The following is a 12,343-nucleotide window of genomic DNA, read 5'->3' as shown; positions in this document are numbered from 1 at the left end:
AGCCGGAGCCTCGCGTCGGTATGCCATCGCGATGCGCGTCGGGCCGACCCCCGTCGCCACCGCTGTCGATCGATGGCACCGGGAGGGCCACCGCCAACACAAAAAAGAATGGGGAAGGACTTGCGCCCTTCCCCATGCATTTGCCTTACCCACCACCGCTGCGCGACTGCGGCAACGGCGGGGGAATGGACTTATGCCGCCAGCGCGCCCTTGGCCTTCTCGGCCAGTGCCGCAAAACCAGCGGCGTCGTGCACGGCGATGTCAGCCAGCACCTTGCGGTCCAGGGTGATGCCGGACTTGAGCAGGCCATTCATGAAACGGCTGTAGCTCAGGCCGTTGATGCGGGCCGCCGCGTTGATGCGGGTGATCCACAGCGAACGGAAGTTGCGCTTCTTCTGCTTACGACCGATGTAGGCGTACTGCTGTGCCTTGATCACGGCCTGCTTGGCAACGCGGAAGACCTTGCGGCGAGCGTTGTAGTAGCCCTTCGCCAGGGTCAGAATTTTCTTGTGGCGGCGACGCGCCTGTACGCCACGCTTTACTCGTGCCATGGGTCAGTCCTCAGAGGTAGGGAAGCATACGGTTCAAACGGCCTGCGTCTTCTGCACGAACATGGTTCGTCTGACGCAGATTGCGCTTCCGCTTGGTCGACTTCTTCGTGAGGATGTGGCTACGGTTGGCATGGCCAGCCTTGAACTTGCCGGAGGCGGTCTTGCGGAAACGCTTGGCCGCCGCCCGGTTGGTCTTGATCTTGGGCATTGCAATGTCCTTGATGATGTTTTGTCACTGACCAGGGCGGTGGCATTGCCACACTTTCCGTCCGTGCCCTTGCCTGCTTGTAAGCCCGGGATCCCCGATGGGAACCAGGCCGGTCCTGTTGCCATTGAAACAGCGTGCCCTTGCGGGGCGGAAAACCGTTCAAAACAGCACCCCCGCAAAACGGGGCCGCCCATTATGCCCGTGATGACGGGCAGTTGCAAACGCTTGATTGGGCGGATGTTTGCCGCAGCGCGCCCGAACCTGAACGGGACGGGCGCGGGCCACTGGGCATGGCGGGGCGTGCGGCCGGGCATGGCCCGGCGCTGCCCCGTCTGGTCGGGCGGACCCGACGGCCGGTTACTTCTTCTTCGGCGCGATCATCATGACCATCTGCCGGCCTTCCAGGCGCGGACGGGACTCGATCACGATGTCCTCGCCCAGATCGGTTTCGATCCGGTTGGCCATCTCGCGACCCAGTTCCTGATGGCTCATTTCACGACCACGGAAGCGGATGTTGACCTTGATCTTGTCGCCCTCTTCCAGGAAACCGCGCATCTTGCGCAGCTTGATCTGGTAGTCGCCTTCATCGGTGACCGGGCGGAACTTCACTTCCTTGATCTCGACCTGCTTGGTCTTCTTCTTGGCCTCGTTGGCCTTCTTCTGCGCTTCGAACTTGAACTTGCCGAAGTCCATGATCTTGCACACCGGCGGATCAGCCTGCGGCTGAATCTCGACCAGGTCCAGACCTTCGTCTTCGGCCATCGACAGCGCTTCGTCACGCGTCAACACGCCAATCATTTCTCCGTCGCTGCCGATCACGCGGACGCGCGGCACCCGGATTTCCTGATTCTTGCGGTTCTGTTTGTTGTCAGGGGTACTGATATTGCAATCTCCCAGAGGAATCAAACCGGCCCTGTGCGGATCATCCGCAGGGCCGGGACTTTCTTACACGGACTGTTCTGCCTGCAACCGCTCGATGAAGGCCTGGACGGACATGCTGCCCAGATCTTCGCCCGAGCGCGTACGCACGGCCACGGCGCCATTTTCCTTCTCACGGTCGCCAACCACCAGCAGGTACGGGACCCGCTGCAGCGTATGCTCGCGAATCTTATATCCGATCTTCTCGTTGCGCAAATCGGCGTTCACCCGGAAGCCTTGATCTGCAAGGGTTTTCCTGACCTGGCTCACGTATTCAGCCTGGGCGTCGGTGATATTGGCCACCACCACCTGGGTCGGGGCCAGCCAGGACGGGAAGGCGCCGGCATGGTGTTCGATCAGGATGCCGATGAAGCGCTCCATCGAGCCGACGATGGCCCGGTGCAGCATGACCGGGTGCTTCTTCTGGCTGTTCTCGTCCACGTACTCGGCGCCGAGGCGGCCGGGCATCATGAAATCGACCTGCATGGTGCCCAGCTGCCAGGTCCGGCCGATGGCGTCCTTGAGGTGGTACTCGATCTTGGGGCCGTAGAAGGCGCCCTCGCCCGGCAGTTCCTGCCACTCCACGCCACAGCTGCCCAGCGCCGAGCGCAGCGCGGCCTCGGCCTTGTCCCAGGTGGCGTCATCGCCGAGGCGCTTTTCCGGGCGCAGCGCGATCTTGATCTGGATGTCCTCGAAACCGAAGGTCGTGTAGACCGCCAGCGCCTGCTGGTGGAAAGCGGTCACTTCGGCCTCGATCTGCGACTCGGTGCAGAACACGTGCCCGTCGTCCTGGGTGAAGCCGCGCACGCGCAGGATGCCGTGCAGCGCGCCGGAGGGCTCGTTGCGGTGGCAGGAGCCGAACTCGCCGTAGCGGATCGGCAGGTCGCGGTAGCTGTGCAGGCCCTGGTTGAACACCTGGATGTGGCCCGGGCAGTTCATCGGCTTGACCGCGTAGGTGCGCTTCTCCGACTCGGTGAAGAACATGTTCTCCTGGTAGTTGTCCCAGTGGCCGGACTTCTGCCACAGCGACACGTCCAGGATCTGCGGGCAGCGCACTTCACCGTAGCCGCTGTCGCGGTACACACGGCGCATGTGCTGCTCCACCACCTGCCACAGCGCCCAGCCCTTGGGGTGCCAGAACACCAGGCCCGGCGCCTCTTCCTGCAGGTGGAACAGCTCCTGCTGCTTGCCGATGCGGCGGTGGTCGCGCATCTCGGCTTCCTCGATGCGCTTGATGTAGGCCTCCAGCTGCTTCTTGTCGGCCCAGGCGGTGCCGTAGATGCGCTGCAGCTGCTCGTTCTTGGCATCGCCGCGCCAGTACGCGCCGGAAATGCGGGTCAGCTTGAAGGCCTTCAGGAAGCGCGTGTTGGGCACGTGCGGGCCGCGGCACATGTCCACGTATTCCTGGTGGTAATACATGCCCATGGCCTGGATCTCCGGGGCCATGTCCTCGATCAGGCGCAGCTTGTAGTCCTCGCCACGGGCCTTGAAGATCTCGATGACCTCCGCGCGCGAGGTGACCTTCTTGATGACGTCGTAGTCCTGGGTGATCAGCTCGCCCATGCGCTTTTCGATGGCGGCCATGTCCTCGGGCGTGAACGGACGCTCGGAGTAGATGTCGTAGTAGAAGCCTTCGGCGATCACCGGGCCGATCACCATCTTGACGTCCGGGTACAGCTGCTTGACCGCATGGCCAACCAGGTGGGCGCAGGAGTGGCGGATGATCTCCACGCCCTCCTCGTCCTTGGCGGTGATGATGCGCAGGCTGGCATCGCGGTCGATCACGTCACTGGCATCGACCAGCACGCCATCGACCGACCCGGCGATGGTGGCCTTGGCCAGGCCGGCGCCGATCGACTGGGCGACGTCCATGACACTGACGGGGTTTTCGAATTCACGGCGGCTGCCGTCGGGGAGCGTGATCGCGATCATGACTGGGCTTTGTGCTGGGGGGCCTGCACGGCAGGCCGGGAAGACGGATTCAGGGGAACCGGACAAAAGAAAAGCGCCACGCGGGCGCCTGCTGGAGGAGCCGTCGGGTGCGTTCAGCGGTGGGCGGTGGTAGTGCTCATGTCGCACGCTGGACCGGCGCTTGGCGCGGGCCACCTTGTTGCCTCGGTTCGGACGCCTTGGATCTTAAACCAAAGCCGGTTTTATTGCTGCCGTGCTCGCCGCGGACGCAACTGAACAGGGCCATGTGGCGAATGAAAACAGCAATGATTACCATGCGCGTACGGGTCTCCATGCCCGCCACGCCTGGCTTTCCAAGGAATTCCCGATGAACCGTGCCGCCCGCCCGGCCCGCCCCACCCTGCCCCGCCTGCTGCCCCTGGCGCTGCAGCCCGCCCTGCTGGCCGCGCCGCTGTCGGCCCTGGCCCAGGACGGCGAGGCGGCCCGCACGCTGGACACGGTGCAGGTCACCGCCAGCGTCCGTAACCCATGGTGAGCGAGGCCCTGCTCGCGCTGCTGTACGGCGGCCTGGCCGCGGGCGCGTCGGCGTTCTCGGCGCTGGCGTTCTATGCGGCCTCACCGCATTGCCGGTGGCCGCGCCTGCGGCGCGCGGGCCGGCTGGGGCGCCAGATCGGCCTGGTCACCGCCGCCACCTCGCTGTGGCTGTGGATGGGCCAGCTGGGCCTGGCCACCGGCCTGTGCGTGACGCTGGGCGGCTGGATGCTGACGGCCCTGGCACTGCCCTACCTGGCGGCCTGGCACCGCCCCGGGCGCGAGGCACGCCCCTGATGTGGGCGCGTGTGCTGGCCGGCCTGGTCGCCGGTTTCTTCGTGGCCGCCGCGGCCACCGGGTGGGTCGCCTGGCTGCCGCCGGGGCCGTGGCAATCGGCCATCGTGCCAAGCCTGATCGCCTTCATTCCGCTGTGGATGCTGGCCGCGCTGTGGGCCTTCGCCTTCCGTACCGGCGTGCGTGCCTGGGCGTGGCTGGGCGCCACGGCGCTGGCCGGGTTTGCGGTGTTGTGGCTGCTGCGCGCCCTGCACTGGGTCGCCTAGGACGTTCTCGATGAAATTCAGTTCAATCACCCTGCGCACCTTCACCACGCTGCACACCTGGGTGGGCCTGGTGGCCGGCTTCGCCTTGTTCGTGGCGTTCTATGCCGGCGCGATCACCGTCTTCCACCACGACCTGCCGCTGTGGCAGTCGCCGCATGCGGTGGCGCAGCCGGCGCAGACGCTGGACGACGCGCAGCGCCTGCTCGACGGCGTGCTGGCACGGCACCCGGAGGCACGCAAGCACATCGGCATGACCTTCCCGGGCGCGGAGACGCCGCAATCGGTGGCCTACTGGCAGGACGCCAAGGGCACCTGGCTGTTCGCCTGGCCCGACCAGTACGACGGCAGCCCCACCCCGCCGCAGGCCGGCCTGGCCGAGCTGGTCAACGAGCTGCATTACACGCTCGGCCTGCCAGTGGCCGGGATCTACCTGATGGGCATGGTCAGCTTGCTGTACGGCCTGGCGCTGCTGTCCGGGCTGGTGATCCACCTGCCCAAGCTGCTGGGCGACCTGTTCGCGCTGCGCCCGGGCCGCAACCTCAAGCAGATGTGGCAGGACGCGCACAACGTGATCGGCGTGCTCAGCCTGCCCTTCCACCTGCTGTTCGCGGTGACCGGTGCGTTGCTGTGCCTGGTGTTCCTGCAGATGGCCGCGCTCAATCCGCTGGTCTTCGAGGGCAAGCTGCTGGGCGCGTTGCCGGCGGCGATGGATACCGCGCCGATCCGCGCTGCCGCCGGCGAGCCGGTGCGGCCGGGCAGCCTGGCGATGCTGCATGCGCGCGCCATCGCGGTGGCCCATGACCAGGGCCAGGCGCGATTCGAGCCGGCCTACCTGAAGCTGGCCAACGCCGGCGATGCGAACGCGGTGATCGAGATCACCGGCGACGGCGGGCTGTCACTCGGGCCGCTGGGCGCGGTGGCGATGGATGCCAACACCGGGCAGGTGCTGCACACCCAGTTGCCGGGGCGGCGCGATGCCAACCACGCCACTCTGGCGGCCGCCTATGCGCTGCACTTCGGCGAGTTCGGCAACGGGCTGGTGCCGTGGCTGTACTTTGCGCTGGGCCTGGGCGGCGCCTTCCTGTTCTATTCGGGCAACCTGCTGTGGATCGAATCGCGGCGCAAGCGCCGGCAGCAGGCCCAGGGCCGGGCGCAGGTCAACATGGCACGGGCCACGGTCGGGGTCTGCATCGGCCTGTGCGTGGCGGTGTCGGCGGCGTTCGTGAGCGTGCAGCTGCTGGCCTACCTGGCCCCCGCCCAGGCCGACGCCGGCATGCGCTGGACCTGCTTCCTGGTCTGGGGCGGCTGCGCGCTGTGGGCGGCGTTGCGCGCGCCGTGGCAGGCCGCGCGCGAGCTGCTGTGGGCGGCGGCCATCGTCACCGCGCTGATCCCGCTGGTGCACGGCGCGATGAGCGGGCTGTGGCTGTGGACCAGCGCCGCACGCGGCTACTGGCCACTGTTCTGGGTGGACGGGGTGGCGTTGGCGATGGCGATGGGTTTTGCCGCGATGGCGCGCGCCAGCAGCCGTCGCGCCGTGCAGGGCGAGCCCAACAGCGTGTGGGCGCGCCCGGCCAAGCCCTTGCCCTGACAGGGCTTCAGAAATCTTCAGGGGTTTTTCCAGCACTTCAGTCGCGGCCGTGGCGTAGTCGGGCTCCTTTCCGAGGAGTCCCACCATGCCCATCCGTTTCCCCCATCGCACCGCCCTGATCCTGGCCCTGGCCGCCGCCCTGCCCCTGCCCGCACGCAGCGCCCCGCTGCCGCCGGATCGCGCGCCGCTGGCCGCGCTGGAAGCGGCCATCGCCCGCGAAGACATCAAGCAGGTCACCAGCGTGCTGCTGGTGGTGGACGGCACGGTGGCCTACGAGCGGTACTTCAACGGCGCCACCGCCGAGACGCTGCACGACGTGCGCTCGGCCAGCAAGAGCGTCACCGCGATGCTGGTGGGCGCGGCGATCGGCGATGGCCACCTGCCCGGCGTGGATGCCCGCGTCTACGACTACTTTCCCGAGTTCACCGCGGCCCATCCGGTCGACCCACGCCTGCGCGCCACCACGATCGAGGACCTGCTCACCATGAGCAGCCTGTGGGAGTGCGACGACGAAAACGCGTTCTCGGCCGGCCACGAGGAGCGCATGTACGTCACCGAGCGCTGGCTGGACTTCGCCCTGGCGCTGCCGGTCAAGGGCTTCGCGCCGTGGATGACGCGGCCGCAGGACAGCCCGCATGGGCGCGCGCACGCGTACTGCACGGCCAATGCGTTCGTGCTGGGCGCGGTGCTGGAACGGGCCACGCGGATGCCGTTGGCCGACTATGCCGCCCAGGCCCTGGAGCGACCGCTGGGGATCACCCAGAGCCACTGGAACCGCTCGCCCGAGGGCATCGGCATGGGCGGTGGCGGCACCCGCTACCGCAGCCGCGACCTGGCCCGGCTCGGCGAGCTGGTGCTGGCCGGCGGCCAGTGGCAGGGCAAGGCGCTGATCCCGGCCGGTTATGTGGCGGCGATGGTCAGCGCACAGGCCAGCACCGGCGATGGCAGCGACTACGGCTACCAGTGGTGGGGCCTGACGCTGCCGGTGCAGGGGCGCGAGCGCACGGTGTGGGCGATGTCCGGCAACGGCGGCAACTACGTGTTCGTGATCCCCGGGCAGAAGCAGGTGGCCGTGGTCACCAGCACCGCCTACAACCGCAGCTACGCGCACCCGCAGTCGCGGCGCATCCTCAGCGAGTTCCTGCTGCCGGCCCTGCACTGAGCCCGTCCAGGTCGCCTGGCCGCCAGTGGGCGGCCAGCACCTGCGCACGCTCGGCCGCCACGGCGGTCTCGATCCGGGCCAGCAATGGCGCCCAGCCCGGGGCGGTGCGCAGGGGCGCGAACAACGGCGTGGCGCGCAGCCACGCCGCATCGCGGAAACCAGCATCCACGGCCTGGTGCAACGCCACCAGCGCCGGGCCGGATGCGCCGCGGGCCTGCTGCAGCAGGGCGCGCTCGACGGCCAGGTCCGGCCAGCCGTCCCCGGCCTGCCCGTTCAGCGCCGCCAGGCGTGCATCGAGCCACGCACGGCTGGCCGGCGTGGCGCCATGCAGGCCGGCCAGCGTCTGCCCCATCGACTGCTGGGGACGCAATTGCCGGCTGCGCTCGAATGCCTGCGCGGCGCCCGCGCCATCGCCCTGCATCAGGCACAGCTCGCCCTGCAGGCGGAACAACTGCGGATGCGGCGTGCCGCGCGCCACCGCCTGCTGCAGCACCACCCGCGCGCGGGCCGGGTCGCCCATCAGCAGCAGGCTGCGCGGCCAGGCGATGTTGGCAAAGACGTTGTCCGGATACAGCTGGAAGTTGCGCTCATGCCGGCGCGCGGCGGCATCGGTGAAGCCGAGAAGCTCCAGTTCGCGCGCCACCTGCACCTCGCGGAAGCGCACGCGCTCGGGCGCGCGCAGCCCCAGGTTGGCCTGCAGTGCCTGCGCCAGATGGCCCTGCTCCTGCTGCAGGTAGGCCAGCGACGCGCGCGTGCGTTCGTCGTCCGGATCGCGCTGGAGGGCCTGCTGGTAATCGGCGATCGCGCGCGGCATCGCGCCGAGGCAGTCGTAGGCATAACCGCGCGCCGCAAACGCGGCGGCATCGTCGGGGAACCCGCGCAACACCCGGTTGGCCTCCAGCACCGCCTGCTGCGCCTGCGCGGCGGGTCCGTTGTAGAGGCACGTCTCCGCCGCCAGTGCGCGGGCCAGCCCGCGCCGCGCGGCCGGCAGTTCCGGATCCACCTGCAGCGCCTGCTGATACAGCGCCAGGGCACGGGCGTTGTTGCTGGCCTGGCCGATGCCCGCGTAATGCTCGGCCCGCTGCAGCAGCGGGTCGGCCGGCGAGCGCGGGCCGGTACCCGGCCAGGCCAGGACAACCACGCCCACCGCCACCGCAACCGTCGCCGCCACGGCCGCCGCCAGCACCCGCCGGCGACGGCGCGGCGGATGCGGTGCCGCGGCGGCCACCGTCTCGCGCGGGGGCGGCTGCAGGGGTGCGCACAACTGGTAGCCCCGGCCGCGCACCGAGCGCACATAGCGGGGCTGGCGACTGTCATCCCCGAGCGCCTGGCGGAGCAGTTTCACCCGCTGGCTGATCGCATCTTCGCCAACCACCGCCGGTGCCCACACGTCCTCGGCGAGGGTATCGAAGCCGACCACGGCGGTGCCGTGGGCCAGCAGGCAGTCCAGCAGGCGCCAACTCAGGCCGCTGACCGGCAGCACGGCATCGCCGCGCCGCACCACCTGCGCGGCGCGGTCGATATGCAGGTCGAGCAGGCAGACCGGTTCCATGCCGCCCAGCATAAGCCAGCCGCCGCGTTACTTCGCCGGGGCCGCGAACGGGGCTGCCATCGCCTGCAGTAGGCTGCCCTGCGCGTCGTCGCCGGTCAGCTCCCAGGTGAACACGCCGCGCAGCCCCGTGGCCTTGGCGACGCCGGCGCGCAAGCCGATCGACGTGGGGTCTTCGTAGCTGATGAAGATCCGCTCGGCCGGGTTGTACAGCCACGGCGACTGCGCCACCGGGTGCCAGCGCCGCTGCCAGCCGGGCTGGTCGAGGAAGCGGCTGCGGATGCGCGCCCAGTCGCCGGCATCGAACGGCGCGCTGTAAGGCTGGTACAGGCCATCGGCGCTGTCGGCGGTCACGCGGAAGCCGCGCCCGTAGAACGGCACGCCCAGCACCAGCTTGTCGGCGGGCACGCCCTGCTGGCGGTAGTACTGCACGGCCGCCTCGACGTTGTTCCAACGGCGCTGCGCCGGTGCCAGCGGATCGGCGGGCACCTCGCGCAGCGGGGCGTTGAAGGTGGACACCGGCGAGAAACCGGTGCCCATGTCGTAGCTCATCAGGTTGATGAAATCGAGCACGCGGCCCAACGCGCCGATCTCGTAGCTGCGCGCCGGGTCGTAAGGCCCGTCGGTCTGCACGCGGCCGGCCGGCAAGGCGGCGGTCAACAGCAGGTGCTGCGCGCGCGCGGCGCCGGCCACGTCCAGCTGGCGGCGGAATTCCTGCACCAGCAGGGTCATGTTGCGGCGGTCTTCGGGGCGGTCGGTGATGTCGGTCGGGCCACCGTACACCGGGAACTCCCAGTCGATGTCCACGCCGTCGAAGCTGCCTGGATGCTGCTGGAAGAACAGCGCCACGCACGAGGCGACCAGGCGCTGGCGGCGCTCGGCGGTGCGCGCGGCATCGGAGAAACCGCCGGCGTTCCAGCCGCCGATCGAGATCAGCGTGTGCAGGTGCGGATGCGCGCGCTTGAGCGCGGCCAGCGCCTGGAAGTGCGCGTCGGCCTGCGCATCCACCGCGCAGCGGCCGTCTTCGATGGTGGCGAACGCATAGAACAGATGGGTCAGCGTGTCGGCCGGAACGCGGGCGATCGGATAGCGCTCGGCCGAGCCAGCCGGGTAGTAGGCACCGATCACCTTGGGCGGCGCGTCGGCGGCGATGCCAACGCGTGGCATGACCGTGAGCAGCAGCAGGGCAAGCAACGGCAGGACAGGACGGAACATGGCACTTCCTCGATCACGGGCGAGGCCACGTTAGCAGCTCGATGCCGCTGCGCGGGCCGCCCTGCACGGCGGTCGGCACGATGTCCTGCGATCCGGTCCGGCGGACATCCGTGCTTGGCCGGACGAGGTCATCCCGCGGACAGCACACGCCCGCCGGGACCCCCTTATCGGGTCGCGACCTGTCTGCCAGGCAGACGATGCATGGCGCCCGCAACGCGGTAAGGTGACGGCAATTCCCCATGCCGCACGCCCATGACCGACCCGCACCACACGCCCGACATCGCCCCGGACAACGACGCACTGGCGGCGCTGGAGGCGCGCGCCTACACGGCGTTCGACCAGGGCCAGCTGCAGCAGGCCAGCGCGCTGTTCGGCGAGCTGGCCACGCATGCCCCGCACGTGGGCTACCTGCACTACATGCGCGGGCTGGCGCACAAGTACCTGCGCGACTGGCCGGCCTCGCTGCAGCACAACCTGCAGGCACAGGCGCTGCAGACCGAGCGGGATGAGGGCGCGGCCTGGAACGCGGGCATCGCCGCCACGGCGCTGGGCGACTGGGCGGAGGCGCGGCGGCAATGGGCGCAGTGCGGCATCCGTATCGCCGAGGGCGATGGCCCGGTGGAGCAGGACTTCGGGATGATCAGCGTGCGCCTCAACCCTTGGGCCGAGGGCGAAACGGTGTTCGCACGTCGCATCGACGTGGTGCGCGCGCGCCTGATGAACGTGCCGCTGCCGGAGTCGGGCCACCGCCTGTTCGACGTGGTGTTGCACGACGGTGCCAAGACCGGCGAGCGCGCACTGGATGATGGCGTGGTGCCGGTGTTCAACGCGCTGCAGATCCTGGAGCGCTCGGACCATCGCACGTTCGTGGCCTTCATCCGCTGCCCGTCGGCGGACGACCTGGACGAACTGCGCGCGGCCGAACTGCCGGGCATCGGCTACGTGGAAGACTGGACGGCGTCGATCGTCTCGCTGTGCCTGCGCTGCAGCTATGGCGTGGGCCACGTCAACGGCGAAGACGACGACGAGCACACGCATGACGATCGCGTTGCCAGCAACGATGACTGGCAGGTCGAGCGCAACCTGGGCATCGGCGCGCAGGGCAAGGCGGCGGTGGAACGGCTGCTGGCCAACTGGGTGGCCGCCGGCCCCGGGCGCCGCGTGGACGCGATCGAGAGCCCGGCCTGCGAGCAGAGCGCGCCACAGGAAGGGACGGTGTGGTGGCGCGGGGGGGACGAGGATGGGGATGGCGACGAGCCGTCATGACGCCGTGCGAGTGCCGGCTGGGTCGCGCGGGGGGTGATGCCGGCCAGCGGCCGGCCCTACCGTTGGGGTGGGCGAAGGACCAGGAAAAGCGCATAGAAAAAGCGGGCCGAAGCCCGCTTTTTCATTTACTCGGCAGCGTGAGGACCCACGGTCCCCACCTGCCGGCGGATCGGTGGCCGATTACTCGGCGACCGCGCCTTCGCCTTCTTCGACGGCCTTCATGGACAGGCGGATACGGCCCTGCTTGTCCACTTCCAGCACCTTGACCTTGACCACATCGCCTTCCTTCAGCTTGTCGCCGACCTTCTCGACGCGCTCGCTGGAGATCTGCGACACGTGGACCAGGCCGTCCTTGCCCGGCAGGATGGTGACGAACGCACCGAAGTCCATGATCTTGGCGACCTTGCCTTCGTAGATGCGGCCCGGCTCGACGTCCGAGGTGATCTGCTCGATGCGGGCCTTGGCCGCCTGTGCGGCGATGGCGTTGACCGAGGCGATGACGATGGTGCCGTCATCCTGGATGTCGATCTGGGTGCCGGTTTCCTTGGTGATGGCCTGGATGGTCGAACCACCCTTGCCGATCACTTCGCGGATCTTGTCCGGGTGGATCTTGATGGTCAGCAGGCGCGGCGCGTAGTCCGACAGCTCTTCGCGCGGGGCGGTCAGGCCGTGGGCCATTTCGCCCAGGATGTGCAGACGGCCAGCCTTGGCCTGCTGCAGGGCCTGCTTCATGATCTCTTCGGTGATGCCTTCGATCTTGATGTCCATCTGCAGGGCGGAGATGCCCTCAGCGGTACCGGCCACCTTGAAGTCCATGTCGCCCAGGTGGTCTTCGTCACCCAGGATGTCGGACAGGACGACGAAGCGCTCGCCTTCCTTGACCA

Annotated in this window: 13 protein-coding genes; 6 read left to right on the top strand and 7 right to left on the bottom strand. The window is 68.7% G+C overall.

What is annotated here, in order from left to right; translation table 11 throughout:
- Positions 1–191: 191 nt before the first annotated feature.
- The 4 genes from rplT to thrS all read right to left on the bottom strand — a co-directional run bounded on the left by rplT (position 192) and on the right by thrS (position 3,609).
- Positions 192–551 carry a 50S ribosomal protein L20 gene (gene rplT / locus RSA25_RS16770; RefSeq protein ID WP_017355264.1) on the bottom strand — a complete coding sequence of 120 codons (360 nt, stop codon included), beginning with the start codon at positions 549–551 and terminating at the stop codon, positions 192–194.
- Positions 552–561: 10 nt separating this feature from the next.
- A complete protein-coding gene (rpmI, locus tag RSA25_RS16765; RefSeq protein WP_017355265.1) occupies positions 562–759 on the bottom strand; it encodes a 50S ribosomal protein L35 in 198 nt (65 codons plus the stop codon).
- 357 nt (positions 760–1,116) lie between these two features.
- Complete coding sequence (infC, locus tag RSA25_RS16760) at positions 1,117–1,641, bottom strand: translation initiation factor IF-3 (RefSeq protein WP_332809981.1); 525 nt, start codon at positions 1,639–1,641, stop codon at positions 1,117–1,119.
- A 63-nt stretch (positions 1,642–1,704) separates the two neighbouring features.
- A complete protein-coding gene (gene thrS / locus RSA25_RS16755) occupies positions 1,705–3,609 on the bottom strand; it encodes a threonine--tRNA ligase (protein WP_332809980.1) in 1,905 nt (634 codons plus the stop codon).
- Between the two features lie 346 nt (positions 3,610–3,955).
- Between thrS and RSA25_RS16750 the strand changes: the two genes are divergently transcribed.
- From RSA25_RS16750 to RSA25_RS16730, 5 genes are all read left to right on the top strand, one after another.
- Positions 3,956–4,123: a hypothetical protein gene (locus RSA25_RS16750; RefSeq protein ID WP_332809979.1), complete on the top strand. Its 168-nt coding sequence runs from the start codon at positions 3,956–3,958 to the stop codon at positions 4,121–4,123.
- Positions 4,117–4,416, top strand: a complete 300-nt coding sequence (locus RSA25_RS16745; protein ID WP_332809978.1) for a hypothetical protein — start codon at positions 4,117–4,119, stop codon at positions 4,414–4,416. The genes RSA25_RS16750 and RSA25_RS16745 overlap by 7 nt, the downstream gene beginning before the upstream one ends.
- Positions 4,416–4,679 (top strand): hypothetical protein, encoded by a 264-nt coding sequence (locus tag RSA25_RS16740; protein ID WP_332809977.1) that lies wholly within the window; start codon positions 4,416–4,418, stop codon positions 4,677–4,679. Before RSA25_RS16745 ends, RSA25_RS16740 begins: the two co-directional genes overlap by 1 nt.
- 10 nt (positions 4,680–4,689) lie before the next feature.
- Positions 4,690–6,267 carry a PepSY-associated TM helix domain-containing protein gene (locus RSA25_RS16735; protein ID WP_332809976.1) on the top strand — a complete coding sequence of 526 codons (1,578 nt, stop codon included), beginning with the start codon at positions 4,690–4,692 and terminating at the stop codon, positions 6,265–6,267.
- Between the two features lie 85 nt (positions 6,268–6,352).
- Positions 6,353–7,429 (top strand): serine hydrolase, encoded by a 1,077-nt coding sequence (locus RSA25_RS16730; RefSeq protein ID WP_332809975.1) that lies wholly within the window; start codon positions 6,353–6,355, stop codon positions 7,427–7,429.
- On the opposite strand, the gene RSA25_RS16725 is transcribed toward RSA25_RS16730, so the two are convergent.
- The gene (locus RSA25_RS16725; RefSeq protein WP_332809974.1) at positions 7,398–8,981 is read right to left on the bottom strand and encodes a winged helix-turn-helix domain-containing protein; all 1,584 of its coding nucleotides are present in this window, start codon (positions 8,979–8,981) and stop codon (positions 7,398–7,400) included. The genes RSA25_RS16730 and RSA25_RS16725 overlap by 32 nt on opposite strands.
- Positions 8,982–9,008: 27 nt before the next feature.
- Entirely contained in the window at positions 9,009–10,193 is a 1,185-nt protein-coding gene (locus RSA25_RS16720; protein WP_332809973.1) for a glycoside hydrolase family 18 protein, read from the bottom strand.
- Between the two features lie 252 nt (positions 10,194–10,445).
- Between RSA25_RS16720 and RSA25_RS16715 the strand changes: the two genes are divergently transcribed.
- The gene (locus tag RSA25_RS16715; protein WP_332809972.1) at positions 10,446–11,459 is read left to right on the top strand and encodes a hypothetical protein; all 1,014 of its coding nucleotides are present in this window, start codon (positions 10,446–10,448) and stop codon (positions 11,457–11,459) included.
- 180 nt (positions 11,460–11,639) lie between these two features.
- Here the strand turns inward: RSA25_RS16715 and RSA25_RS16710 are convergent.
- The coding region (locus RSA25_RS16710; RefSeq protein ID WP_332809971.1) for a S1 RNA-binding domain-containing protein at positions 11,640–12,343 on the bottom strand (704 nt) is incomplete at its 5' end.

This window comes from Stenotrophomonas sp., from assembly GCF_036662295.1.
GTDB lineage: Bacteria > Pseudomonadota > Gammaproteobacteria > Xanthomonadales > Xanthomonadaceae > Stenotrophomonas.
This window is presented reverse-complemented; position numbering and strand designations above follow the sequence as displayed.

What these genes read in the sequence shown, in the direction of transcription:
- RSA25_RS16725 (WP_332809974.1), bottom strand. Translation starts at nt 8,981, where the DNA reads ATGGAACCGGTCTGCCTGCTCGACCTGCATATCGACCGCGCCGCGCAG.
- RSA25_RS16715 (WP_332809972.1), top strand. Translation starts at nt 10,446, where the DNA reads ATGACCGACCCGCACCACACGCCCGACATCGCCCCGGACAACGACGCA.
- rplT (WP_017355264.1), bottom strand. Translation starts at nt 551, where the DNA reads ATGGCACGAGTAAAGCGTGGCGTACAGGCGCGTCGCCGCCACAAGAAA.
- rpmI (WP_017355265.1), bottom strand. Translation starts at nt 759, where the DNA reads ATGCCCAAGATCAAGACCAACCGGGCGGCGGCCAAGCGTTTCCGCAAG.
- RSA25_RS16745 (WP_332809978.1), top strand. Translation starts at nt 4,117, where the DNA reads ATGGTGAGCGAGGCCCTGCTCGCGCTGCTGTACGGCGGCCTGGCCGCG.
- RSA25_RS16740 (WP_332809977.1), top strand. Translation starts at nt 4,416, where the DNA reads ATGTGGGCGCGTGTGCTGGCCGGCCTGGTCGCCGGTTTCTTCGTGGCC.
- RSA25_RS16735 (WP_332809976.1), top strand. Translation starts at nt 4,690, where the DNA reads ATGAAATTCAGTTCAATCACCCTGCGCACCTTCACCACGCTGCACACC.
- RSA25_RS16730 (WP_332809975.1), top strand. Translation starts at nt 6,353, where the DNA reads ATGCCCATCCGTTTCCCCCATCGCACCGCCCTGATCCTGGCCCTGGCC.
- RSA25_RS16750 (WP_332809979.1), top strand. Translation starts at nt 3,956, where the DNA reads ATGAACCGTGCCGCCCGCCCGGCCCGCCCCACCCTGCCCCGCCTGCTG.
- RSA25_RS16720 (WP_332809973.1), bottom strand. Translation starts at nt 10,193, where the DNA reads ATGTTCCGTCCTGTCCTGCCGTTGCTTGCCCTGCTGCTGCTCACGGTC.
- thrS (WP_332809980.1), bottom strand. Translation starts at nt 3,609, where the DNA reads ATGATCGCGATCACGCTCCCCGACGGCAGCCGCCGTGAATTCGAAAAC.